Genomic DNA, 24079 nt, shown 5'->3' with positions numbered 1-24079 from the left:
ATTATCCAGATACCCGAGCATATTTATATGGTAAAAGGTGCAAAAAGTAGGTTTATTTCATACCAGACCTATATTTTGCAAAAAGAAAAAGCTCATAGGCTTTTTGTGATACGATATGAAAATAAAAAATTTATATTTTTAACCTCCACTAAAAATCGAGATATTGTGTTGAAAGAACAGATTGTAAATTATAGCTATTTCAACAGTGTTGAGTTGGTTTATGTCTGCCAATATAGTAAAGTGCTTATTACAAAACTTATATTCATAAAACAAGGTGTATCAAATGGAACCCTTTACTAGGGAGTGTAAAATAGAGTGTGTAAGTTCAAAATGAACTTCACACTCTGTTTTCTTGTCAAGATGTGATAAACTAATCAAAGAAAGGTGATATAGTACAATGGCAAGAAGAAAAAGAGATCCAAAGAAAGAGGCATTAGTTAAGGAGATTTTAGACCAGTATCAACCAGAGAGTGTAGGGGAAATGCAGAATGCCCTTAAAGATATCTTTGGCCCCATGTTTGAAGCAATGCTGCAGGGGGAAATGAATGAGCACCTGGGTTATGAAAGTAATGCCCGTGAAGAGAAGGGGGGAACAAACCGAAGAAACGGCTATTCTTCCAAAACATTAAAAACTTCATATGGAGATGTTCCCATCGCGGTTCCACGCGACCGGGAGGCAAGTTTCGATCCGAAGGTAATTCCTAAGCGCTCGACCAATGTTTCCGGTATAGAAGACAAAGTATTGTCTATGTATGCAAAGGGGATGAGTCAGCGCGATATCGCGGCTACCATTGAAGATATCTATGGTTTTGAGATATCTCATGAAACCATATCTGATATCACTGACTGCGTGCTGGAACGGCAGCAAGAATGGCAGAACCGTCCACTGAAAGCGTGCTATCCTTTTGTTTTCGTAGATTGTATGTATGTCACACTCAGGAAAGACTATGAAACAAAAAAATATGCTGTTTACACTATGTTAGGTTATGATATTGACGGGAAAAAGGACATCCTGGGATTGTGGCTAAATGAGACAGAAAGCAAGCACAGCTGGATGCAGATCTTTGATGAAATAAAGAGTCGTGGAGTGGAGGATATATTTTTCCTTTCCATGGATGGTGTAAGCGGTTTAGAGAGCGGAGCAAAGGCAATCTTTAAAGATGTGACGGTCCAGCGCTGCATGGTACATCTAATCCGTAATTCCGTGAAATACATACCCAGCAAGGACTACAAGGCATTTACCAGCCAGTTGAAAAAAGTTTATGGAGCCCCCAGTGTAAAAGCAGCCCGAGCTGAATTTGAGAAGTTAAAGCAAGTATGGAGCGCATATCCAGGAGCCATTGACGTATGGGAAAGAAACTTTGCCCATGTAGAGCAATTGTATGATTACGGAAGTGCGGTCAGAAAAATAATGTATACCACCAATGCTGTGGAAAGTATCCATTCAAGCTTTCGAAAGGTGACAAAACAGGGAGCCTTTCCGAATGAGAATGCAATACTGAAGCTGCTGTATCTACGAATTACAGAGTTATACAAAAAATGGGAAGGAGGCCATGTGCAAAACTGGGCACTGGTAAGAAACCAACTGGATATAGATCCTAAGATTCAGGCAAGAATCAGAAAATACGAAAATGCATAAGTTGTAAGGGTCCAAAATCCATCCATGAAATATAGATGGCTTGATTTTGATACCCAAAATTGGAAGGACTATTTAAATAGTCACAAAACAGGTCTTAAGACCAAGAAAATACCGGTGAGACGCCACCGGTATTTTAAAAATTTAAAATTTACACATTTTACTTGACAAACCCCTTTACTATATAGTTCCATTTGACACACCTTATTAAGAATCCACTATAAATAAAAATCCGATTAGACCTACTACTACTTTGTTCTTTTCCTCATTCTCTCAACCACTATCCGATCAGCTGCCAGCCAGTCAATCTCATTTAATTCATCTTGACTAACCCATTTTGAAGCCTCATGCTCTTTTAACATTAGCTGTCCATCTAAAATTCTACATTTATAGCAATGCATAGTAAGATGAAATTGGGGATAATCATACTCAACCGTGTCAATATATGTATCTATCTCTATTTCTATATCTAATTCTTCTTTAATTTCACGTTTTAATGCACTTTCTAGTGTTTCACCGAGCTCAACTTTACCCCCAGGAAATTCCCAACCGTCTTTAAATTCACCATATCCACGTTGTGTAACTAATACTTTATCTTTTTCCACAATTATGGCTGCTACTACTTCAATAATCTTCATACTATCACATTTACCTCACAAATACATTTCTACCAACTCTTCATAACTAATAGCTATCCCGACATGGCTCAACAGTTCTTTTCTTTCTTCATATAATTTCAATAATAAAGGTTCAAAATTTTTTCCGTAATGAAGTAAATTATGGCAATTACTGCATAAAGATACTATATTTTCTTCCACATCTAAAGATACATCAAACTGATCAGAGTACTCCAATGGCACCAAATGATGAGGTTCAACATAATTAATATTCATATTTCTGCGAATAAAGGAAGGATGTGTCTCATCAATTTCACACATGAACTTTGCATGTTTTAAAGCATTCATTGCAGTACTCCTACTTCGTTTCTGCACTTCGATTTTATTTATAACAGAAGGCTCAGACTTACTCTTAGGCATTCCTCTATATGCAAAATCATATTGATCGATTTGTCTGATATTCTTTAACGAATCGATCAGCTCTTCATCTTTTATGATATTTACCTTCTCTATTTCAGGATCTTTTTTGTAAACAACTTTTTTATCCACCAGTTTCAAAGGAAATACCCAGACTTTTCTATTATTCTTTTCTTCATCCTGCTGACTTGTTTGATATGGCTTGTCAGCTAATTTCACAATCCCTTTATAAGTATATTTTGTTTTCTCATATACCTCAAAAAGGTGAAGTTCAATACCATTAACATCGGACTCATACAGTTTTATATTATTGTTACCATTTAACGTCTGGTCCCCATATTTCCCCATTCCGGTATAATGGAGTATACCATTTTTCCACTCATCTTTATAAAAAGGCTTTGTCATATCAGATATCAGTACTAACGTGCCTGTCTTTGTGGAAGGTCGCATCCCTCCCATAATAGCGCAACCAAAGACTTTAGAAATCTCTCTATTTGACACTACTTCTCCAATAACTAATCCAGGATTAAACTTCATATTTTTTCCCCTAACCTTCATATTAAACCTAGTTCCTATAGATCATAAAAGACTCCATTATAATCCTTATCGCTTTTCTCCCGCAAAATACCTCACCGACCTCCACTCCACCGCATCCATCACATGTCTTACAAACGCCTCATTCCCCACAGCCTCTTCCATACCTTCCACAAGTCCAATCACCCCATTATCAACTTTCCTAAAACAATTTGGATGTTTATCTAACATATATTTAACAGGATTCATAACCGCCATTTTCACCCACTCCTTCTTCCCCCACGTCATAAACCCGGCCGATGACTGGTCCTTGATCATATCCACCTTATAACCGCCCCGCTCATAATACGCCTGAAAGCTGTAATAAATATCATCTTCATCCGCAACCATCTTAAACTTCCCATCACGGCAAAACGACAGAAGCAGCGGCATCTTATACGATTTCTGCATCCTCGTTGTCTCTACCATATTAATAAATTCCGCCCCTTTTCCATTAAATAGCTTCTTTTCATCCTCGGTAAGCAAATCTCGCTCTGCAAGAAAATTCAGATAATTGGGAACTGGCGCATATTTCATATTTCTTTTCAGCGCTTCCTGAACATCAGTGTCCATATAGGTAAATAAATCGACCCTGGTCGGCACCGGGCGCTGGAATTCACAGGATACAAGCTGGCGAACCTTCTCGAACTGTTCATTTACCTTGTCTTTGATCGACATTTCCTGTTCTGCCTGTCTCTTAAACAAGTCAACAATTTGAAAATCCAGATCAATCATGCAGTCATCCGGCATCTCGTAATCCGTCAGTGAATAACTTCTTGCAATTTGTTTCTGATACTTCTCCCCACTCAGTAAAAACGGGAGCAAATTTGCTTTTTTATAATTACCGATAAAGTCCAGAACCGTTAAATAGCTTTTTCCTTCCGCAGTTCTGAGCCCGCGACCCAACTGCTGCAAAAATACGGTAGGCGACTGTGTCGGCCGCAAAAACAGCACCATATCAATGTTTTTTACATCCAGCCCTTCATTAAACATGTCAACCGAGAAGATAATCTGCAGCCTGCCATCCCTAAGCTTTTCCAGCGCTTCCCTTCTGTCAAGATTATACTCCCCGTCGGTTCCACTGTACACAGCGGCCGCCTTTACTCCTCTGTTCTGGAAAAACTCCGCCATATATTCTGCATGTTTTTTCGTAGAGCAGAATGCAAGGGCACGCTTACAATTATACTTGGAATAATTATGGTAAACCAGATCACCCCTTTGAGGAATCATCAGTTCCTTTTCCAGTTCTTCCTCATCGTACTTGCCATGCACATATGAAATGTTATCATAATTAACCGTGCAGTCATAAATCCCGTAATAACGAAACGGCACCAGCCAGCCTTTATTCACAGCCGCCTTCAAGCGGACATCGTAAACCACGTTAAAATCGCATATCTCATAAATATTTTTATCATCCAGGCGATCCGGTGTTGCAGTAAGTCCCAAAAGAAATTCGGGTGTAAAATATCGGATAATCCGCTTGTAGGTATCTGCCGCTGCGTGATGGAACTCATCTACAACAATATAGTCAAAATAATCTTTCGGAAACCATTTATCACATAAATACTCAGATTTTCCCAAAGTCTGCACCGTTGCAAATAAAACCTCACAGTCTTCGTCCTTCTTATCCCCATAGAAGAAGCCGTACTTCCCGCTGCCCCTTACTTTCCGAAACGCCTCTTCCGCCTGAATCAGGATTTCTTCTCTGTGTGCCACAAACAGCACTCTTTTATAATTTTTTGAATCAAACGCTGCAAGAATAGTCTTCCCCACGCCCGTTGGTATTACCGTAATCCCCTTATCCCAGCCTTCTTTACGGCTTTTCTCCAAATGATACAGCGCTTCGATCTGTGCCCCTCTGGGCTGGATGGTCTCCGGCTCTTCCCTGCCGCCTGCTGCATCATACACCTCCAGATCCTTCTGCACATTTGGCTTCTTCCATTTCCGGGAATACTCCTTTAACGCATCATCTGTTATTTCATAAGCATAATTCTTATACAGGTCTTCAAACGTATTGTAAAAATGTTTAAAATCCTCCGGATGTATTTTACTGTCAAAACAGTAATTCCATTCGATCCCCGTTGTTAATGCGCTGAATGATACATTGGAAGAACCAATATATATTTCACCCTTATCTTCATAATGGAATATGTATGCTTTGGGATGAAAGGACTTATTCGTTACATTATAAAATCGTACCGATACAGTATCCCCCAGTTCTCTTCTCAGCATATATAAAGCGGCCGGCTGGGTTATATTTAAGTAATTACCTGTCAAAATTCGTACCCTGGCTCCGCGTTCCACAGCGGCTTTTATGTCCTTCACAAGCAGCTTTACGCCTGATTCCATTAAAAAAGAAACTATAATATCAATTCTCTTAGCTTTATAAAAACACGGTTTCAAACGGGAATACAAATAATTCCCATCACCCGTTATTGCATTTCCCTGAAACTCAATATCAGAAGTTACTCCTTCTTTGTTCTTAAAAGTAAGTTCAGCCATTTTTCTTCACTTCTTCCCGGTCGTACATCTGATGTCCGCCACATTTTCTCTATTTTAAAGGTATCCAGCCTTTTCAGCAGTAATTCTATCTTCTCTTCTGTCATATCATTAAAATACCGTCCATTGCGAAACCCTTCATACTCTCCATATTTAAAAGAAGTATACAAAATACCCGCAGGTTTCAGCGCCCGATCGATTCGTTTCATTACCGCCTCTAAATCAGTTATATTTAAATGCAGCATCGACGCACAGGCCCAGATGCCGTCATATAAATTTTCTGCCTCCAACTCCTGAAATTTACAGCATCTCACTTCCTTGCCAATGCATTCAGAGGCCAGCCGGCATAATTCTTCCGATCCATCTATCGCTTCCACATCATATCCCTTAAGTAAAAACACCCTGCTATCCCGTCCAGAGCCGCATCCAAGATCTAATATACTGGCCTTCGGTGGAAGGCATTTGAGAAAAATATTCTGATGTTCCGTAAAAGCTGCATTTTTAGTTCCGGAACAAAAAGCTTCTGCGTTGACATTATAATAATTCAACGTAATATCCACATATTCCTTCTCTTTTGTCTTATTTGTTTCCATAATCAGCTTCCGCGCCTCTATTTCTAATTATAATTTTCATACTTTTCTAACTGGCAAATGGAGTTCTGCATCTTCGCCCCATTTGTTGTCATTATACCGCCTCTGTTCCAGAGAAGCAAACAAATTCCCTTAGTACGCCTCCAGCCCAAGTCCCCTCATAAACTCTACCATCTTCCGAAATCTCTCCTCATTTTCTGCCCCAAACGTCATATCATAATCACCATTCTCCGTCATCAGGATCACCTCATCATCAAAATTCCCATAAAAACTCATCCGGAGCCACTGATGCAGTTCGTATTTTCTTTTCTTATATTTCTCCCGTATCTTTTCTTCCTGTTCTTCCGTTATCGAGTAAATATTTTCATCTGCATAAGTCATTCCCCAGCTTCCTGCCTGAAACAGCGCCATCGCATTTAAAAAGTCAGTAAGCGTACTGCTTTCCAGTACCATTTCATCATTATAATTTCTACAGTAAACCGCCGGATTGTCCTCGCCCAAGTCCTCCTTACGAATACACCAGTCACCTCTCTTCTTCAAAAATATTGCCTGCACGTACTCTGCCCCCGGTCTCACACAATTCTCACAATCTGCTCATACAATACTGCAAATTTGTTCCCAACATTTCTGTTCTCATGATAATGGCCAAATATCCATTTTTCAAACTCACACCGGTTCATTATCATTTCAAAATATTCCGTCAGTGTATTGCACTCGCACCGTTCCCCGCAGATTTCCTTTTGAACGGAAGATGCACAGCAATGGCTGACAATGATATCCACCTTCCAGCCGCACTGGTCCAGACTGCGAAGCCCCTCTTCCAATTCACTCTTTTCCGGCATTTCTTCTTCCCACCAGGACAAATGGTTAATTCGGTATGGTTCAAAGCCATGGTCCAATACCTTCTTTTTTTGTTTAAAATCCGGATCATCCAGTTCCAGAATTCCACCTGAGATGTCATGACTTCTGGCTCCTCCAAATGTAAAGAATCGAATTCCGTCAATATCAAATATCTGTCCGCGCATTAAATGTATAATGTCCGGCGTAATAAATTGTACCTTGCCGCCTTTCCATCGTTCCACCGGATATGTATTCAAAAGATCGTAATTTTCATGATTTCCATCTACCCACAGCGTAGTAAATGGCTTCCCCGACAGCCACTTTCTCCAGTACTTTTGTTCCCCGGATTCATCCCAGAGACCAAAATCACCACAAACAATCACGAAATCATCCTTTGTCATCTCTTTTTGCTCTATAAATATATCCGTACGAAAGCGGCGGTAATCTCCGTGACAATCGCCTGTTATAAAAATCATATACAGTCCCCCCCTTCCGATTTCGTATCAGTTTATTTTTTCATTGCTCCAATTTAATTACATTCCGGTTTCAATAACAATCCCCAGCCAATCAACCGTTAATCCTTCTTTATTTTTGACACAACCGCTCTTGCAAACATACGTTCCCTCACTATGTTTATAGAATACCATATCCCTTACTGAAAATCCAGAAAAAAACTTTCCTTATTTAAAGAGCCTCCAAATTACTCCTAAGAAAAAAAACCAGCGTCCTTCTCCGCTATTTTCTGGATTTGGACACCGTTTTCTCTTCACTCTTCCCTATTCTCCAAAACCGTAATCACCCCCTCTATCTTCTGTCTCACCTTGCGTACCTCGCCTTTCTGCCACGTCTTCAAAACTGGAATATATCTTTTATCTCCGATCTCTTTTATCTTATCCAGCATCGCAAAAACCACCTGTCGGTTGACTATTTTCAACTCCTCAAACATATCCAGACGCAACACCTTCGATTCAACAACCTCCTTAAAACAGCAAACCCATTCACTTGTATACGTTTCGCATTCAATTTCCCAGCCCTTATCTGTAAATACCAGCATGGGAAGATGGTCGCTGTACTCGATCCTCAAATACCTTTTTACAATCATATAGTCTACCCGTTTTTCGATTTCCTCCATCGTCAGATCATGATAGTAACCGTATGAGGGGCATTCGTCCAACTTATACTCCAGCACTTTTTTGTCTTTTGATCCCTTCAATACCTTAACCAGCATGCTTCGCCCCGCCGTGGCAATCATTTCATCCGCAGCTCTCAATATCACCCGGATTTCATCCGGCTGAAGTTTTGTAATCTCTCCGGTATTCAACTCATATCGAATCCTCTGTCTTCTGGCCAAAATAAACCTCGCATTCCTTTGCCAATATACTGCACCTCAAACCGCTTATATCTTACAACTTATATCTTACAACTTACATCTTACATTTTATTTCTACTTCTTCCCCCTGCCACAACACTGCCTGTATTTCTTCCCGCTTCCGCAGGGACAGGGGCCATCCAGATCAGGAGTCTCCTCTTTAAACGTCATACTGGCAGGATTCCAGTCAATCTTTGCCAATGAACCGCATTCTCCCCGCGCCTTCATCTCTGCATTTGTAAAACCGCGGTTATTCCATTTACGCACCTGATCTTCCCAATTTCGGAAAATCTGTTCAAACTCTTTTAAATCTCCGTCAAAGGAAAACGTGCAGTCGTATCTTTCCAATATCTCCGGAACCGCAAATAATCCGCCTACCTCTTCCACAACTTCCACAGAAAGTTCTTCCAGAAGCTTCTCCAGTGTCTCGGTATCGTATATTTTCTTACCCAGATATCCTTTTAACAGATGATATTCTTTAGAACGCTTATCAACATAATTATCCCGATAAAAGATAATATCCTTTTCGGTGGGCTCATAATAAAGCTTGTTTCTCACTGAATCAATACGCTTCTTGTAATCCTCGTCATCACCCAATTCTGAAGCGTAAAGGTAATCTTCATTTGTCTCAAACACTCCGGATTCTTTCTGTATTCTGCGCAGCTGCTCTTTCTGCAGTTCTATCAGCTTATCCGTCTCCGGCAGTTCTGCTATGCCGGCTCTTTTCTCTTCTGATGCTTTCTCTATTGACGCTTTTTTCTTCCGGTTCTTTTTCTTCTGATCCTTTTTCTTCTGATCCTTTTTCCTCTGATCCTTTTTCTTCTGATCCTTTTTCCTCTGATCCTTTTTCTTCTGCCTCAGCCCCGCTCTCCTCCGCTGCACTGTGTTTTTCAATTACCGTAAACAACCAGTTCTTATCAAATACTCCATATAATCTTAAAAGCGTATAGATATAGCGGCGGAACACCTCACAGCAGCCCATGCGGACGATCAACTCCCGATCCTTAAAAATCTCCTTAAGCTTTTCCACAATCTCAACTGGAACCACAGGAATTGTACCCTGTTTGTCATTGTCAATATAGTAAAATACCCAGCCTCTTCCCAACAGGCTGAATCCATTTGCCGCATCTGCTATATCTTCTTCCCCTTCAGCCAGTGTCATCAGCATCTTTACATCATCTATACTCATCACCTCAATCCGGCAAGGCAGCTCCTCTATAATTCTTTTTTCCAGCATTTGCAGCTGTTTCTTTCGTCCCTTTCCATTTCCCAGCTTCAGATTATACTCTTCTGCTATTGTATCCTGAAGAGACTTTGGGCACCTCAAAAGGGACGTTCCGAGATGGGGATCCGGTTCGCCCTTTATGAAAAATGAATCTATTAACGGATCTTCTATAAGATCGAATAATCCATCTAATTCCATGTCTAAATCGTCATAAAAATATTCGCTCATCGTTCCTCCCTGTATTCGTTAATTCAACAAATATATTCAAATCAATCATCCTGTAATCACAATCATTATATCAAACTTATACAATACGGTAAATTAATCAGACAAAAAAGACATACTGATTTTTCATACATTGAAAATATCAGCATGTCTTTCCGTCATCTTAACTCCCTAAACCTCATCAATTCTTCCATCCATATAAGAAACCTGTACCTTTCCATACTCCGCCGCCACCTTTGGCGGATTATCCAGGAACAGGCTGTCCGGTACTTCCACAAACTTTGCAGTCCCATCCAGAAGACTCCCATAGCACCCCGCCGCATCCTCCAGCGCCTCTGCGTACAGTGTCTGGCCAAATCCCCGGAAATCATGATGTGCATTATAGAAGTGCTCATACTGCCCCCTCATGGAGATCAGGCGCTCCAGGCCTTCCCTGGCAACCCGGATTTCATCTCTGGGATTCTTTCCAAATCCCCTGCCCAACAATAAATTACAGTTGCACGCATCCCCCAGCAACAGCGTCTTCGTCAGGTCATCAATAAAAACCATCTCTCCTGCCGTATGGCCTGGGCAGTGATAAGCAGTCACCCTGCGTCCGCCGAGATCAAACACCTGGCCATCAGTCATTTCATTTAGCTTTGGCATCTTCTCCCACGGCCGGATATCCGTCTCCACATCATAATCGTAATTCTTATTCTCTCTCCGCCTGATCGTTCCCGCATAATCCTTTCGAAACTCCACACTCGGCGCCGCCTGGCCGCTCCAGTCCATATCGGCTACATGAATCCACACCTCATCAAAGAATCCGGCTCCGCCTGTATGATCCCCATGATTGTGAGTCAGTACCACATCATACGGTTTATCCGTGATTTTCTCTTCAATTATCCACTTCAGGTCCCCAATTCCAGTCCCTGTATCCACAACGAGAGCCCTCTTTTCCCCCACAATAACAAATACACTCACACAGTCAAACTCGTCGATCTCGTAAATCCCATCCTCTATCTCATAAAATGGAAGCTTTCTGCTTAACATATAAAACCACCCCTTTCCTTCACACCCTTCTCTCACGCCTTTTTCTTACTCTTTGCCTCATAACAGTCAATCGCCACTGCCAGCAGAAGTATAATTCCCTTTACCACACTCTGGAAATTAGAATTAACACCCATCAGTACCAGCCCGTTATCCAGCACACCGATAATAATAACACCAATGACCGCTCCTGATATTTTACCCTCGCCGCCTGCAATACTGATTCCGCCCAGACAGGCTGCGGTCATACAGTCAAATGGATAGGAGCTTCCGGCTCCGGGCTGTGAAGCATTGGTTCTGGCTACCATAATAAGTGCCGCAATACTTGCCGCAAATCCTGCAAACGCATATACCATAATAGTCAGCTTATCCACATTAATCCCCGCCAGTCTGGCCGCCTCTTTATTCCCTCCCAGTGCGTAGATCATACGGCCCAGATACGTCTTATTCATCACAATCCAGCCAAAAAGAATAAACAGCACAAATATGATAACAGGAATTGGAATCGGCCCTATATATCCCTGGCCCAGCATCAAAAACGGCTTCGGCATACCGGTAATCGGATAGCCGCCCGTGATCAGATAGGCAACCCCCTGCAGAATCAGCATCGTGGAAAGCGTAACAATAATTGGCATAATTTTTAACTTAATGGCTACAATTCCATTAACCGTACCAAACGCAATTCCAGTCAGTATCCCGATCAGCGCTGTCACCGGAATCGGCAGTTTTAATTTAACCAACAGAAACCCTACTACCATCCCCACGACTGCCATCTGTCCGCCAACCGATAAATCCATTCCACCGCCGATCATAACCATGGTGACGCCAATTACCACGATTCCAAACATGGATACCTGACGCAGAATATTAATTAAATTGGACGCTGACAGAAAATTGGGAGCTGCCACAGAAAAGAAGGCGCATACCACCACCAAAAAGATATAGATGCCGTATTTCTTATATAAATCTATCCAGCTTGTCTTAGTTTTTTCCATTTTCTTCTCCTCCTGAAGCTAAATCCAATATATAATTCTGGTCAAATTTCTCTTTCGGCAATTCACCCGTCTTACGGCCCTCGTAGATGACCACGATCCGGTCGGACATACCGAGAAGCTCCGGCATATCGGAAGATACCATAATGATAGAGTGTCCGGCTTCCGCCAGCTCGTTCATCAGCTTGTAAATCTCATGCTTGGCTCCCACGTCGATTCCCCTCGTCGGTTCATCGAAAATAATAATCTTACTGCCCCCTGCCAGTGTCTTCGCAATAACCACCTTCTGCTGGTTTCCTCCCGATAAGTTGCCGACCAGCTGATCCAGATTTGGAGTCTTGATCTTGAATTTATCCTGATATTCCTCCGCTGCCTTAGCCTCACGCTTCTTATCTATAAAAAGGCCATTGGAATACCCCTTTAAATTGTTGGCCACCGTATTCCATTTGATTGACATTCTTAAAAATACGCCGTGATTCTTCCGGTCCTCTGGGATATAACCGATTCCACACCGTATCGCATCCTGGCAGGATTTTATCTTTTCTTCCTTTCCATTGACAATGATACGGCCCTCCTCTTTCGGATTTGCCCCGTAGATGACTCTCATAAGCTCCGTCCGCCCTGCACCTACCAGACCGGCAAACCCCAGAATTTCCCCTCTCCTAAGGCTAAAGGATATATCTGTGTCCCCGTTTCCGGTCAAATGCTCCACCCGCAGTACTTCTTCCCCAATTTCACATTTCTTATCAGGATAACTCTCGTTCAGCTCCCTGCCTGCCATCATGGAAATCAGCTGCTTCCTGTCGATCCCCGCGATGTCCTTTGTATCCACAAAACAGCCATCCCTCATGACCGTGACACGATCCGCGATCTCAAAGAGTTCTTCCAGCCGGTGAGAGATGTAAATAACGGTAACTCCCTGGCTCTTTAAGTCCTTAATGATGCGGAACAGCGTCTCCACCTCGCTGACTGTAAGAGGCGCTGTGGGTTCGTCCATAATCAGAATCTTTACCTGTTTGCTGACGGCCTTCGCGATCTCCACCAGCTGCTGGTGGGCCGGGGACAGATTTTTCACCGGTTTTGAGACATCAATGTCCACATTTAACCGGTCAAACAGTTCCCTGGCCCTCTTCTCCCTATCTTTAATATCTACGAATAATCCCGGCTTTGTCTTCTCACCGAGAAATACGTTCTCCGCCGCGCTGATTCCTGGAACCAGTGTGAATTCCTGGTAGATAACCTCGATTCCCTGCTCCTTTGCAAGCTTTGGAGTCATGGAAGCAAACTCTTTTCCGCATACACAGACACTTCCCTCATCCGGGGTGATGGCCCCCGACAGGGTCTTGATCAGCGTGGATTTTCCTGCTCCATTTTCTCCGATCAGAGCATGAACCTCGCCCTCTCTTACATCTATGGAAAAATGGTTAATCGCAATCACACCAGGATAAGTCTTTACGATGTTTCTGACGCTTAATATAGTATTCTCCGGCATTTGACCACTCCTCTCTTCCTCTGCCACAATCGCTCTTTCAGTAATTACAAAGGAGTTCCGTTTCCAGAACTCCTTACGTCTCCTACTCCGCTGTGTAAAATTCTGAAACGTTGGAAGAAGTGATCTGCTGTGTTGGGAAATCAATAGGATCAGGGAATGTCTCGCCTGCCAGCAGCTTCTCGCTGTATTCAGCCATGATCGGCCCCATTTCCTCGAATTTAATGGTTCCATGCATCGGATCGTTTTCTGCAATTCCCTTTAACGCCTGATTTGTTCCATCACAGGAGAAAATACCGAAGTTGTCCCCGCTCTTACCAGCTGCTTTAGCAGCCTCCGAGGACTCCACCGCCGCCGCGTCGCCATAGGCAGCGATACAGTTGAGTTCCGGATATTTCTGAAGCATGGTCTCCGTCGTCGTGGTGCCGGAGCCAACCACGTCTTTTCCGATGTCAACAACCTCCAGAATCTCTGCATCGGGGGCGGCGGCCTTTAGCCCGTCCTGAATCCCGTTTCCGCGATTCTGCATATCCGTGTTCTGGAAGGTGGTATAAACGACTACTTTTCCTTTTCCATCCAGTGTGCTGTTGATCCATTCCCCAGCCATAGTTCCGATCTCTTTGCCGATCGTATATTGGTCCGTATTCAAACAAACGTCAAATACTTCCGTCTGCACACCGCATTCAATGATTTTTACTCCGGCCTCCTGTGCCTTTCTTAAAGCATCGTCACACGATTCATCGGATACCATGGCGACAATCACATCACACTTTCCGGTGACCATATTTTCAATAGAAGTAACTGCTGTCGCAGAATCATTGTCAAAGCTGACCGCTACATAGTCCCAGCCTCTGGCCTCGCATTCCTTCTTTAAACCGTCGTCTATGTTAATAAAAAATTCGGTCTGAAGAGTTGGCGCCAGAAGACCAATTTTAGCCTTCTCTGACACGGCCTTTGAGCCTTCACTTTCCATGCCATTCGCTCCGCTCGTTCCCGCATCGGTCGTCTTTGCCGCGGTGGTTGTCTCCGCTTTTCCCTCAACCGGTGAATTCATGGTACAGCCGCTGAGCGCTGCCGTTAAAAGCATGGTACCACAAAGTAATGCTGCTAACTGTTTTTTCATTTTTGCTTCCTCCCTGAGATTTTTGATGTCTTAATGATACCCTGCCGTACCCAAACTCTCAATGAGGGGATTTTCAGATTTAAGGGGACTATTTTCAGTTGTTTGCAGTTTTTACTGCCAATAGAATAGAAATGATGATAATCAGGCCCTCCAGAATCGTCTCAAAGCTGCTCTGGATTCCCAGAATCACGATAATATGCATGAACATGACGGCGCTCAGAGTTCCCAACCACGCACCAAATACCTTTCCTCTGCCATTTAAAAAGCTGATTCCTCCCATACAGGCTGCCGCGATGACCGGATAGAGATAATGACTGCCGTTAGATGAGCTGCCCGATGAAGTGATAAACAGCAGAATCATAGCCGCAATTCCATAAAAAACCGAGGCCGCCATACTGATTATCATCCGGATAGCCGTATGATTCAGTCCGCTCTCCCTGACAGCTGCCGGATTTTCTCCCAGCATCCGAAGATATTTTCCATAATAGGTCCGTTTGAGAAAAAAACACAAAAAAAGACTGGAAACCGCGGACAGAACAGAGAGAGACAGCCAGAAGGCATGGCTCGCATACACATCCTTTCGGTTGAAAATAACCATGTGGTCACCGGTAAACAGACCTGATAAATTACTCACTATGATCTGAAGTGCCAGGGTGATGATGACCGGATTGACGCGCAGACCGGCTACCAGAAATCCTTTTAAAGCTCCCAGTCCCAGATGGAACACGAGCACCGCAGCCATCGCCGGCGCGAGAGGCATCCCTGTGCGCAGCAAACAGGCACCGATACAGGTCGATGCCGATATTTCAGCGGCAAATGACAAATCCAGCACGCCGCTTATCATCTGAATCATAAGGCCAAATGTCATGAAAATCATGGTCAAAAGCTGCCGTGTGACGGACCAGTACACATTACTGGACATACCGGCCGCCCACATAATAAAAAACACGGCCCATACCACGATATTCAGAACATTCACCCGTATAACCTTTCGTATCTTCATACCTTATCCACCGTCCATACTCTGTCGGAAAATCCGGAACAGAATGCCGCCTCATTTTCCAGCAGTATCACGGCAGTCCCCCTCTCCGCCATCTCGATCAGCCGCTTTTTAATCCAGTCCCGCTCCCATAGATCCGCTGCCGTAATACAGTTATGAACGATCAAAACACGCGGATTAAAAAGCTTCCACCGGTAAAAAACCAGCTTCCACCCATTTTTTTCAAGATCAATATCATCTAAGGCTTCTCCATCCTCAAACAGAAAGTTATCTCTTAAGATATACGAGGAAGCTTTGCGGTAAAATCCCAGCCTGCCGCTGATCTTCCGGTAAGAAGGCATCAGGATGTTGTCCTCTTTGGTCAGATTTCTCATTACTCCCATGCGGGATATCTCACAGCTTATCATTCCCACTCTGTTTTTGACCAGATCAGCCATTGTACGGGACGAAACCTTTTTTCCGTCAATAATGAACTCCAAACCGCTGTCTGAAGACCGCTGGCACTGATCCCAAAGGTTGTCTATAGGCGCGGCCTCACGGGAAACCAATACAATCTCTCCCTTACAGGCCTCTATGGAAACCGTGCGTTCTCCTGCCTTCAATCCGTTAATACGTATGGAAGCTACACCTTTCGTCTTCTCCTTCTGGCTTCCCTCCCCGGCATTTGTTCCGCGGAGAATGATATCCGATGCCTGCGGAAACTGCTCTGGATCGTAAATCTTCTTTGTGATCTTCCTGTGTTTGAAAATAACAAGGCGGTCTGCCACACAGTAAAACGCCTCGGGATTATTATCTGAAATCAGAATTCCGATGCCTTCCTTCTTAAGTCTTTCAATCAGAGAAGTGAGACGCACCATCTCTTTTTGGGAAAATGCCCCCGACGTATCGGAAAGCACAAGCAGCCTCCCCCCCTGAGACACGCTTCTGATTATTCCGATGATAATCTTATCTGCATTGCTTAAGGTCTCCGGAGCCGTGTCCGGATCAAGCTCTATATTATATTTTTCAAAATAGTATTCCGTCTGGCTTCGGATCGCACACTCATTGATTACAACCTTTTTTAAGCTGTTCCTTCTGAGGAGAAAGATATTTTCACCAATATTTAAAGTATTCATATACGGTGTAATCCTGCTGATCACAAATACCTTATTTTTCTCCAGTGTTTTCCGGTCTGCCTGGTTCAGTTCCGTTCCCTTAATCCTAATGCTTCCGGAAATCTGTTTTCCCAATCCCTGCAAAAACTCCACAAGGACTTCCTTCTGATGCACCGCACTGACAAGGCAGAAGCACTCTGATTCCCGCAGGATCAAATCCACATCATACAGCCTGTTACTGCTGTCTGCCCCCTCGACAATCACTTTTTTTAATAACAACAGTTCTCTCTTCATATCAAAGACTTATCTGTCATAATCGGCAGAATGATTTCCACATCCGTACCTATTCCTTTCGTACTGTATAGATTCAGCCCATAATCCTCCCCGAAAATCAGCTTAATTCTCTGGCTGACATTGGTAAGCGCGATTCCATTGCCCCGTTCTCCCGGAGATTTACCCTCCTGATCCGTTTCTTTCCTGGAGTTTTTAAGTGAATCCCGCATCCGCTCCAGTTCCTCTCTCCCGATTCCCACTCCATCATCCGATACAATAATAATCACATTCTTTTCCGTCATCTCTACCCGGATCGTAACCTTTCCCTTATCCGGTTTCGTCTCCAGCCCATGGAAAATAGCATTCTCCACAATCGGCTGCAGGGACAGTTTGGGAATCAGGCAGGAATATGCCTCTCTGTCCTCCGGCGCGGCCAAAATCTCAAAAGAGAATTTATCATCAAACCGATAGCTCTGAATCAGAAAGTAGTTTTCGATATTATTGAATTCCTCCCGGAGTGTCACAATATTCTCCTTCTTGCTGATACTATAGCGGAAAAAGGATGCCAGTGCCTTGGCCATTCTGGCAATACTGTCACAGTCATAGAGAAGTGCCTCACTCCGGATGCACTCCAGCGTATTATACAAAAAATGGGGGTTGATCTGACTCTGGAGCGCGGAAAGCTTAGCCTGCTTGTCCACCATGCGGACCGAATATTCATCCTGAAGTTTTTCCTCCAGCTCAGACAACTGGCGTTCCCGTTCAGCTTCCACCTTTTTTATCCTGTTTTTTAAATAAAGGCAGTACAGCCCCAGCAGCATACAGGCTGCTGACGCCAGCACTGCCGTCGTCACGGCAATCTTCATCCTGCTTCTCCATCTCTTAATAATAAAGCTTACGGTATTCCATAGGCTTGATTCCGACTGTCTTCACAAACTGCTGGCTGAAAAATTTTGAATCCTTATAACCCACGGCCTCCGCCACCTCGTAAACAGGCATATTCGTATCCCTAAGAAGCTTTTTAGCCTCCTCCATCCGGACATCCGTCACATAGGCGGTAAATGTCTTTCCCGTCTCTTTCTTAAACAGTTCGGAGAAGTAATTCATATTGAACCCACCCTGCTCTGCAATTTCTTCCAGAGAAAGCTTCTGGCTGTAATTCTTTTTGATATACTCTGCCGCGGTTAAGACTGGTCTCCGCTCTTTCTCACGGCTTGCCTCCACACACGCCATAAGATCGGCGGTTATCTGTTCTGCCACATATTCCGTTAAGGCCGGTACAGAATCACAGTTTTCAGCGCCCTCTTTCCAACGTTCCTTCAGTTCCCCATTATCTGCCGGACTTTTAAATGGATTAAGCTCCAGATAACACTGAAACAGGAGCCCCGCCAGTTGATAATACTCACTTGCAAACGCCCTGCGCTTTCTGGCCTCGTGGAACGCCAGCCCGATCATATACTTCACCTCGTCGTATCTTGCGGTTTCCACGGCTCCGGCCAGCTTCTCCTCCAGCTCCCCGCAGATTTCCTCCGCACAGACTGTGGAATCCCGTTCTATGGACCGCTCGTCAAACTGTCTCCCGGCTCCGCCCAGAATCCGGCACGCCACGGCTTCCCTGGCTGTCTCCACTGCCACATGAAGTCTGCCGAATTCCCCGCATTCCGTGCTCAGTCCCATCGTCAGCTCGTAGTGTTCAAATCCGCTTAAGTAGTCCATCTGTGACTGAAACAGTCTGTCAATCCGCTCTTCCACCTCGTCTCTGCATTCAGCCGTATAATTGATGACAGCCGTAACGGCAGAATTTTTCTGATAGGTAATGGCAATATCGCGAACACACCCCTGAAACGCCTGTTCCACCAGTACTCCCGTCTTTTTTAAGATCAGGTTTATCTGCTGCTCATTCTTCTCCGCACGGTTGTCGCCGTCCAGTTTACAGCAGATAACCCGAAACAGACCGTCTCCGAAATTCAGGCCGTAATTCTTATTGACCTCCTCCAGATTCATCTCCCCGTCCCCGGATATGGAATTTAAAAACTCTCTGTGAAGGATATATCGGCTATCGTGAAGTTTTTTTACCATCGTATCCACGCTGCGGCTCTCTTTCTCCCTGTTTATCTCCGTGTCCGCAATCTTCTTCAAGATCTGGTTTAGCTCCACCTCGTCAATCGGCTTCAAAAGATAGTCCTCCACACCATATTTTATAGCCTGCTGGGCGTATTCGAAGTATTTATATCCGCTGATTACAATAAAATGGACACTGCGTCCCTCATCAATCACCTTCTTTATCAGTTCCAGGCCGCTTAAAACCGGCATACGGATATCCGTAATCACAATATCCGGGGCACACTCACATATCTTCTCATATGCGGTCATCCCATCCTGCACAAGCCCGGCAAACTCCAGATTCAGCTTATCCCAATCAATTAACTTTTTAACTAAAAAGCCTACCTTATATTCATCGTCTGCAATTAATACTTTAAGCATGTATTTCTTCATCCCCCGTATCTCTCATCTGCTGGTTTTATTCCGTCCTGCCACCATTTACTGACTGCCCGCCGCTTCTTTCGCCGCCCCTCTCAGAATCTCCATAAACTCCTCCTTCGCCCCAATCACCTCGCTGATGCTTCCATCCGCCATAATCTCCTCAGACAGCCCCGCCTTTCTCTCCTGCATTTCCAGGATCTTCTCCTCCAGAGTGTCCTTCATAATCAGCTTATACACCGTAACCACCTGCTGCTGCCCGATTCTATGGGCGCGGTCTGTGGCCTGGTTCTGGGCCGCCTGGTTCCACCACGGATCGAAATGGATCACAATACTGGCGGCAGTTAAGTTAAGCCCCGTTCCTCCAGCCTTTAAGGAGATTAAAAAGACAGGCGGTCCATCCCCGTTAAAGGACTTCACCAGTTCATTCCGCTTCTCCTTGGAGGTCGATCCCGTCAGGATGTAATAACCGATCCCTGCTTCATCGAGCCGTCTCCGGATAATATCCAGCATGGACGTAAACTGAGAAAACAGAAGAACCTTGTTTCCTGCTTCCACCGCATTATTCACCAGCTCCACACAGGTGTCCACCTTGGCCGCTCCGCCGTTATAGTTCTCATACACCAGCGACGGATCACAGCACAGCTGGCGCAAATGAGTCAGCTCCGCCAATATCTGCAGCTTTCCGACCCGGTACTCCTCCTGGCTCTGCCTCGAAAGGGAATCCAGCAGCTTCTGCACTCTGGCCTCATAGATCTCCCTCTGCGCCGTCTCCATGCGGGAATACACCACCTCTTCCAGCTTGTCCGGCAGTTCCTTTAAGACCTCTTTCTTCAGACGCCTCAGGATAAACGGCCTTATCATCCGCCGCAGCCGTTCCGCAGCCACCTCATCCTGTCTCGCTGCCACGGGCTGCTCATACTTCTCCTTAAAATGCTTATAGCCCCCTAAAAATCCGGGCATCAGAAAATCAAAGATACTCCACAGCTCACTCAGTGAATTTTCTATAGGCGTCCCGGTCAGCGCAAACCTCCGGGCACAGCCAAGGGCCTTCACCGCTTTCGCTGTCTGTGTTCCATGATTCTTAATATTCTGCGCCTCATCGACGAAAACAGTATCAAACAGAGCCTCCTGATACGCCTCCACATCCCGTTTTAATAAATCATAAGATGTAAGCAGAATATCCACCCTGCTCTTCCGTATCTTTTCCTTCCTGCTCCCGGCCCCTCCCACAACCGTCTCCACGGTCAGTCCGGGCGCGAACCGGTGTATCTCACTCTCCCAGTTATAGACAAGGGAAGCCGGGCAGATGATGAGACTGCGTCGTGGCGCATCCCCCTCATAATTTTCCTTCACCGCCACCAGATACGCGATCGCCTGTACAGTCTTCCCAAGCCCCATGTCGTCGGCCAGAATTCCGCCGAATCCCATCGCCCCCAGAGTCATGAGCCATCGGAATCCAAACTTCTGATACGGTCTTAGCTCCGCATTCAATCCGGCGGGGACCTCGTAGTCGCTGTCCTCCACATTTTTCATGGACCGCAGAAAGGCCTTATAGGATGAACTGCGCTTAACTTCTACGATCCCTTCATTCTCCCGCAGAACCTGGTCCAAATAGAAGGATCGGTATTCCGGTACCCGGATATGGCCTTCCTCCAGTTCCTCCACACTCAGTTCCAGCCCTTCGGCCAGTTCTGCCACTGCCGACAGTCCATTATCCTCCAGTTCCAGAAAATCCCCATTCTTTAAGCGGTAATATTTTCTCCTCCTCCGGTAGCTTGACAGCAGTCCCTCCAACTCTCCCGGCTCTAACCGCTCAGTCTGGAGTGTAATATCCAGCAGTCCGCTGTTCCTGGTAATTCCCATGGTTATTTTAGGTGACTTTAAGACCCTCAGCCTTTTTAAGGACTCAGAAATATATACCTCAGCTATCTGCTGAAACTGTGCAATTCCGGTGCTGAGCAGACGATACTGCGCCTCTTCGTCCTCTTCCGGAATATACAGCAGATTTTTCTCCTCGTCTGCATATTGGAAATAACTGCCTGCCAGTTTTGCCGCATACTGCTCCTTTTTCATATCACGATATAAATCCTTGACCTCCAGTCCCTCAATCAGATTATAACGCGCCTCTCCATACTGGCTGTAAACAGAAGCAATCAGAGTCCGTTCCACATAATCCAGATATAGGAGTATTTCACACGGCTTAGGCATATAACGTTCCAGGGAATCCGGCTTTTTAAGGACTGAATACTCCTCCAGCGAAGGCAGTACCGAGGTACAGAGCACCGGCATATCTTCTTCATTTACATAATATTCCTGTTTTTTATACGGCTCCATCAAGCCGCAGATACCGCCCATATGCGTTCCGAACTCCTCACTGCATAAATATATGGTATCTTCTGTAAGAACACACAGCCCGCTTTTACTTACAAACGCTTCCCCTCTGGGAACGGAAAGAAGACAGCCGCCACTGCTCCGTTCCGCAACAGAAAATCCAAGTACAGGATCCTTTTCCACTATCTGTATCCGGGTCAGATTGGAGAATCTGGATTGAAGCGCAATGACTCCCGGACCCACTGCCTGCAAAAAGCGCACCATCTTATCACCTGACAGAACCATATTCCGTGCAGAAGCTGCTGTGGGCAGGTAACTGCGCCGCATCACATACAATTCTGTAATAAAGTCCTGCTCCTGATTCACACAGTCTTCCAGAAAGTCCACCAGTCTGCGGCTCTCCTCTGTAAATGCGCTTTTTACATGGTAAAATGCCAGTTTCTGTCCATAGTGTACATACTTTTCTTCTTTCAGAGCGTTTACCATAGCGGTAATATCCTTTAATACATACAGATGATCGGAACCGATTTTAAACTCAACCATCCAGCCCTCTGCATCCCGGTGCAGAATAGGAACCAGCCTTATATTTCCATTTACCTCCGGCTGGAAATAGCAGGCATTTTCCCGAATAGTGCTGGCAAATATCAGTTTTTTAACCGCGGTATCTGTCGGCGGCTGCTTCAGTCTGGCGGCGGCCGGTGCTCTGTCTGTGTCTGCTGCCCCAGATGCTCTGTCTGCTGCCTCGGTTGCTTCCTCTCCCCCCTCATCACGTTCCATCATCTCCAGCGCGACTGCGACACAGTGCTTGCACATCCCGTCATAAGACTGGTAGGCCGGACATTCACAGTAGTACTGTGTAAATGTATGGCTCTTCAGACTGTATGTCATTTCCACCTGGTAGCGGTTATCATAAGATCCCTCTACCCATGCACTTGCCTCCAGCTTACCATCGGTTATCTGAAAATCCAGATCTTCCACCATTCCTCTTTGGTACAACTGATTTCCTTTCGTAAATGACTGAGGACTGGCTTCCGCTCTGATTGCCTTAATCTGTATCATACTGTATCTCTACCCCGTTTTCTCTCTGTCTGAAACTTTCTTCCCTACTGCTGCCCTGATTCTATATTCCTGCCCATATCTGGGTCTCGGACCGGACCGGACGCCCCGGACTTTTCAGCGCTTCATTGATCAGAATCAGCGCATAGGCGTCCTGAAGCCCTTCCGCCAGAGGATAGCACTCCAGCCCCTCTTCGATATACCGCCTCATTCCCATCATGAGAACGGCAATGGCGGTCTCGTCCTGAGGCAGAACCTGTTTCAGCCCCATGTGTACAAATGGATTTACATAAAGTTGCTCCTCTCCCAGAGAAATCCGGATGATGCCGCTGCCGGACGCGTTCCGTTCCACGCTCATCGTCTGTTCCATCGGCAGGAAGCGCCTTCCCGAAGGCTGTACCTCTTCCTTCACATACCGCACTGTCCAGTCATTTAATTCTCCCGTCATACCCTGAACGTTCAAATGCCTGCTCCGGATATAAGAATGGTACTGCACACTGCTGAAATCGTAAAAAGCCGTTTTCCCGTCCTCAAATTCAAATGTAATCCGCCTTCTCGTCCGCTCCGACATGCGGCCGTCTGTGATGGCCCCATCTCTGGAGTCTGTTTCCATCAGCGTAAACGGGTATTCCTTCCCGTAAATGGTCATATTCTGAAGTCCTGTCCCCAGCATACGGCGGATGACGCTGGCGCCATGGTAATCGTGAACAGCAGACAGCGTCATCATGGACGCCTCTCCTAAAAATCCGCGCCTGACCACTTCCGCAGCTGCGGCAAAGGAAGGGTAGAGAAAATACTGCTCCGCCACCTGTATTCTCGCGTCTTCCTCCATCTTCATACGCCAGAGTTCCTTTAGCTCATCCAGTTCCAACGCCGCCGGAGTCTCACAGAGCACCGGAAAGCCCTTCCCGGCCCATTGCTTTGTTACCGGAAAGATCGACGTCTTGTTCACCGCCACCACCACGAAATCCGGCTTCATGGCCTCACAGACGGCCTCCGATGTCACGGCTGGAACACCGTACTGTTTTCTCATGTGCCCGGCCTTCTCCTCCGTCCTGCAGAGCATCGCCTCCATGGTAAACAGCTCCGGATACGCACAGGCAATTCTCCAATAAAACAGAGAACGCCAGCCGGAACCGATCACCACAAAGCGAAGCGGCTTTTTCTCCAGTGCAGTCCTGTCAATCGTCATTTTCATAGGAATCTCCTTTCCGGTT

At 45.2% G+C, this 24079-nt stretch carries 20 protein-coding genes; 1 reads left to right on the top strand and 19 read right to left on the bottom strand.

From position 1 onward, the window contains the following. The first annotated feature begins 397 nt into the window (after window positions 1–397). A complete protein-coding gene (locus tag M1L66_RS03245; protein WP_434690811.1) occupies window positions 398–1639 on the top strand; it encodes an IS256 family transposase in 1242 nt (413 codons plus the stop codon). A gap of 245 nt (window positions 1640–1884) precedes the next feature. Here the strand turns inward: M1L66_RS03245 and M1L66_RS03240 are convergent, their stop codons facing one another. From M1L66_RS03240 to M1L66_RS03150, 19 genes are all read right to left on the bottom strand, one after another. Beyond that, entirely contained in the window at window positions 1885–2274 is a 390-nt protein-coding gene (locus M1L66_RS03240) for a (deoxy)nucleoside triphosphate pyrophosphohydrolase (protein ID WP_055654464.1), read from the bottom strand. A 15-nt stretch (window positions 2275–2289) separates the two neighbouring features. Beyond that, window positions 2290–3207 carry an HNH endonuclease gene (locus M1L66_RS03235; protein ID WP_434690807.1) on the bottom strand — a complete coding sequence of 306 codons (918 nt, stop codon included), beginning with the start codon at window positions 3205–3207 and terminating at the stop codon, window positions 2290–2292. 66 nt (window positions 3208–3273) lie between these two features. Beyond that, window positions 3274–5568, bottom strand: a complete 2295-nt coding sequence (locus tag M1L66_RS03230) for a DEAD/DEAH box helicase family protein (RefSeq protein ID WP_434690804.1) — start codon at window positions 5566–5568, stop codon at window positions 3274–3276. 140 nt (window positions 5569–5708) lie between these two features. Beyond that, window positions 5709–6335, bottom strand: coding sequence for a class I SAM-dependent methyltransferase (locus tag M1L66_RS03225; protein WP_242353219.1), 627 nt, complete (start codon window positions 6333–6335; stop codon window positions 5709–5711). Window positions 6336–6464: 129 nt separating this feature from the next. Then, a complete protein-coding gene (locus M1L66_RS03220) occupies window positions 6465–6872 on the bottom strand; it encodes a hypothetical protein (RefSeq protein WP_434690801.1) in 408 nt (135 codons plus the stop codon). Window positions 6873–6904: 32 nt separating this feature from the next. Then, on the bottom strand, window positions 6905–7648 hold the full coding sequence (locus M1L66_RS03215) for a metallophosphoesterase family protein (protein ID WP_434690799.1): 744 nt from the start codon (window positions 7646–7648) through the stop codon (window positions 6905–6907). 290 nt (window positions 7649–7938) lie between these two features. Next, window positions 7939–8523 carry an RQC-minor-1 family DNA-binding protein gene (locus tag M1L66_RS03210; RefSeq protein WP_434690796.1) on the bottom strand — a complete coding sequence of 195 codons (585 nt, stop codon included), beginning with the start codon at window positions 8521–8523 and terminating at the stop codon, window positions 7939–7941. Window positions 8524–8616: 93 nt separating this feature from the next. After that, a complete protein-coding gene (locus M1L66_RS03205) occupies window positions 8617–9177 on the bottom strand; it encodes a YecA family protein (protein WP_434690794.1) in 561 nt (186 codons plus the stop codon). Window positions 9178–9229: 52 nt separating this feature from the next. Next, a complete protein-coding gene (locus M1L66_RS03200; RefSeq protein ID WP_434690792.1) occupies window positions 9230–9994 on the bottom strand; it encodes a hypothetical protein in 765 nt (254 codons plus the stop codon). Between the two features lie 168 nt (window positions 9995–10162). Next, window positions 10163–11023: an MBL fold metallo-hydrolase gene (locus tag M1L66_RS03195; protein WP_320929506.1), complete on the bottom strand. Its 861-nt coding sequence runs from the start codon at window positions 11021–11023 to the stop codon at window positions 10163–10165. 32 nt (window positions 11024–11055) lie between these two features. Further along, entirely contained in the window at window positions 11056–12015 is a 960-nt protein-coding gene (locus M1L66_RS03190) for an ABC transporter permease (protein WP_187022656.1), read from the bottom strand. Then, the gene (locus tag M1L66_RS03185) at window positions 12002–13504 is read right to left on the bottom strand and encodes a sugar ABC transporter ATP-binding protein (protein WP_434690787.1); all 1503 of its coding nucleotides are present in this window, start codon (window positions 13502–13504) and stop codon (window positions 12002–12004) included. The genes M1L66_RS03190 and M1L66_RS03185 overlap by 14 nt, the downstream gene beginning before the upstream one ends. 82 nt (window positions 13505–13586) lie before the next feature. Next, entirely contained in the window at window positions 13587–14624 is a 1038-nt protein-coding gene (locus M1L66_RS03180; RefSeq protein ID WP_187022658.1) for a sugar ABC transporter substrate-binding protein, read from the bottom strand. A 94-nt stretch (window positions 14625–14718) separates the two neighbouring features. Beyond that, on the bottom strand, window positions 14719–15627 hold the full coding sequence (locus tag M1L66_RS03175) for an ABC transporter permease subunit (RefSeq protein ID WP_434690784.1): 909 nt from the start codon (window positions 15625–15627) through the stop codon (window positions 14719–14721). Continuing rightward, window positions 15624–16997: a hypothetical protein gene (locus M1L66_RS03170; protein WP_434690781.1), complete on the bottom strand. Its 1374-nt coding sequence runs from the start codon at window positions 16995–16997 to the stop codon at window positions 15624–15626. Before M1L66_RS03170 ends, M1L66_RS03175 begins: the two co-directional genes overlap by 4 nt. Window positions 16998–17008: 11 nt before the next feature. Further along, window positions 17009–17857: a sensor histidine kinase gene (locus M1L66_RS03165; protein ID WP_187022661.1), complete on the bottom strand. Its 849-nt coding sequence runs from the start codon at window positions 17855–17857 to the stop codon at window positions 17009–17011. Window positions 17858–17873: 16 nt separating this feature from the next. After that, window positions 17874–19475 (bottom strand): response regulator transcription factor, encoded by a 1602-nt coding sequence (locus tag M1L66_RS03160; RefSeq protein ID WP_434690777.1) that lies wholly within the window; start codon window positions 19473–19475, stop codon window positions 17874–17876. A gap of 57 nt (window positions 19476–19532) precedes the next feature. Beyond that, on the bottom strand, window positions 19533–22865 hold the full coding sequence (locus tag M1L66_RS03155; RefSeq protein ID WP_434690774.1) for an SNF2 helicase associated domain-containing protein: 3333 nt from the start codon (window positions 22863–22865) through the stop codon (window positions 19533–19535). Between the two features lie 61 nt (window positions 22866–22926). After that, window positions 22927–24060 carry a Gfo/Idh/MocA family protein gene (locus M1L66_RS03150; RefSeq protein WP_434690771.1) on the bottom strand — a complete coding sequence of 378 codons (1134 nt, stop codon included), beginning with the start codon at window positions 24058–24060 and terminating at the stop codon, window positions 22927–22929. Between the last annotated feature and the right edge of the window lie 19 nt (window positions 24061–24079).

Origin of the sequence: Hungatella sp. SB206 (genome assembly GCF_051132295.1) — a bacterium.
In the GTDB taxonomy this organism is placed as follows: Bacteria; Bacillota; Clostridia; order Lachnospirales; family Lachnospiraceae; genus Hungatella; species Hungatella effluvii.
This window is presented reverse-complemented; position numbering and strand designations above follow the sequence as displayed.

Bases quoted from the DNA above. Each gene is read 5' to 3' on its own strand.
- M1L66_RS03245 (WP_434690811.1), top strand. From the start codon at position 398: ATGGCAAGAAGAAAAAGAGATCCAAAGAAAGAGGCATTAGTTAAGGAG.
- M1L66_RS03240 (WP_055654464.1), bottom strand. From the start codon at position 2,274: ATGAAGATTATTGAAGTAGTAGCAGCCATAATTGTGGAAAAAGATAAA.
- M1L66_RS03235 (WP_434690807.1), bottom strand. From the start codon at position 3,207: ATGAAGTTTAATCCTGGATTAGTTATTGGAGAAGTAGTGTCAAATAGA.
- M1L66_RS03225 (WP_242353219.1), bottom strand. From the start codon at position 6,335: ATGGAAACAAATAAGACAAAAGAGAAGGAATATGTGGATATTACGTTG.
- M1L66_RS03215 (WP_434690799.1), bottom strand. From the start codon at position 7,648: ATGATTTTTATAACAGGCGATTGTCACGGAGATTACCGCCGCTTTCGT.
- M1L66_RS03200 (WP_434690792.1), bottom strand. From the start codon at position 9,994: ATGAGCGAATATTTTTATGACGATTTAGACATGGAATTAGATGGATTA.
- M1L66_RS03195 (WP_320929506.1), bottom strand. From the start codon at position 11,023: ATGTTAAGCAGAAAGCTTCCATTTTATGAGATAGAGGATGGGATTTAC.
- M1L66_RS03190 (WP_187022656.1), bottom strand. From the start codon at position 12,015: ATGGAAAAAACTAAGACAAGCTGGATAGATTTATATAAGAAATACGGC.
- M1L66_RS03185 (WP_434690787.1), bottom strand. From the start codon at position 13,504: ATGCCGGAGAATACTATATTAAGCGTCAGAAACATCGTAAAGACTTAT.
- M1L66_RS03180 (WP_187022658.1), bottom strand. From the start codon at position 14,624: ATGAAAAAACAGTTAGCAGCATTACTTTGTGGTACCATGCTTTTAACG.
- M1L66_RS03175 (WP_434690784.1), bottom strand. From the start codon at position 15,627: ATGAAGATACGAAAGGTTATACGGGTGAATGTTCTGAATATCGTGGTA.
- M1L66_RS03165 (WP_187022661.1), bottom strand. From the start codon at position 17,857: ATGAAGATTGCCGTGACGACGGCAGTGCTGGCGTCAGCAGCCTGTATG.
- M1L66_RS03160 (WP_434690777.1), bottom strand. From the start codon at position 19,475: ATGCTTAAAGTATTAATTGCAGACGATGAATATAAGGTAGGCTTTTTA.
- M1L66_RS03155 (WP_434690774.1), bottom strand. From the start codon at position 22,865: ATGATACAGATTAAGGCAATCAGAGCGGAAGCCAGTCCTCAGTCATTT.
- M1L66_RS03150 (WP_434690771.1), bottom strand. From the start codon at position 24,060: ATGAAAATGACGATTGACAGGACTGCACTGGAGAAAAAGCCGCTTCGC.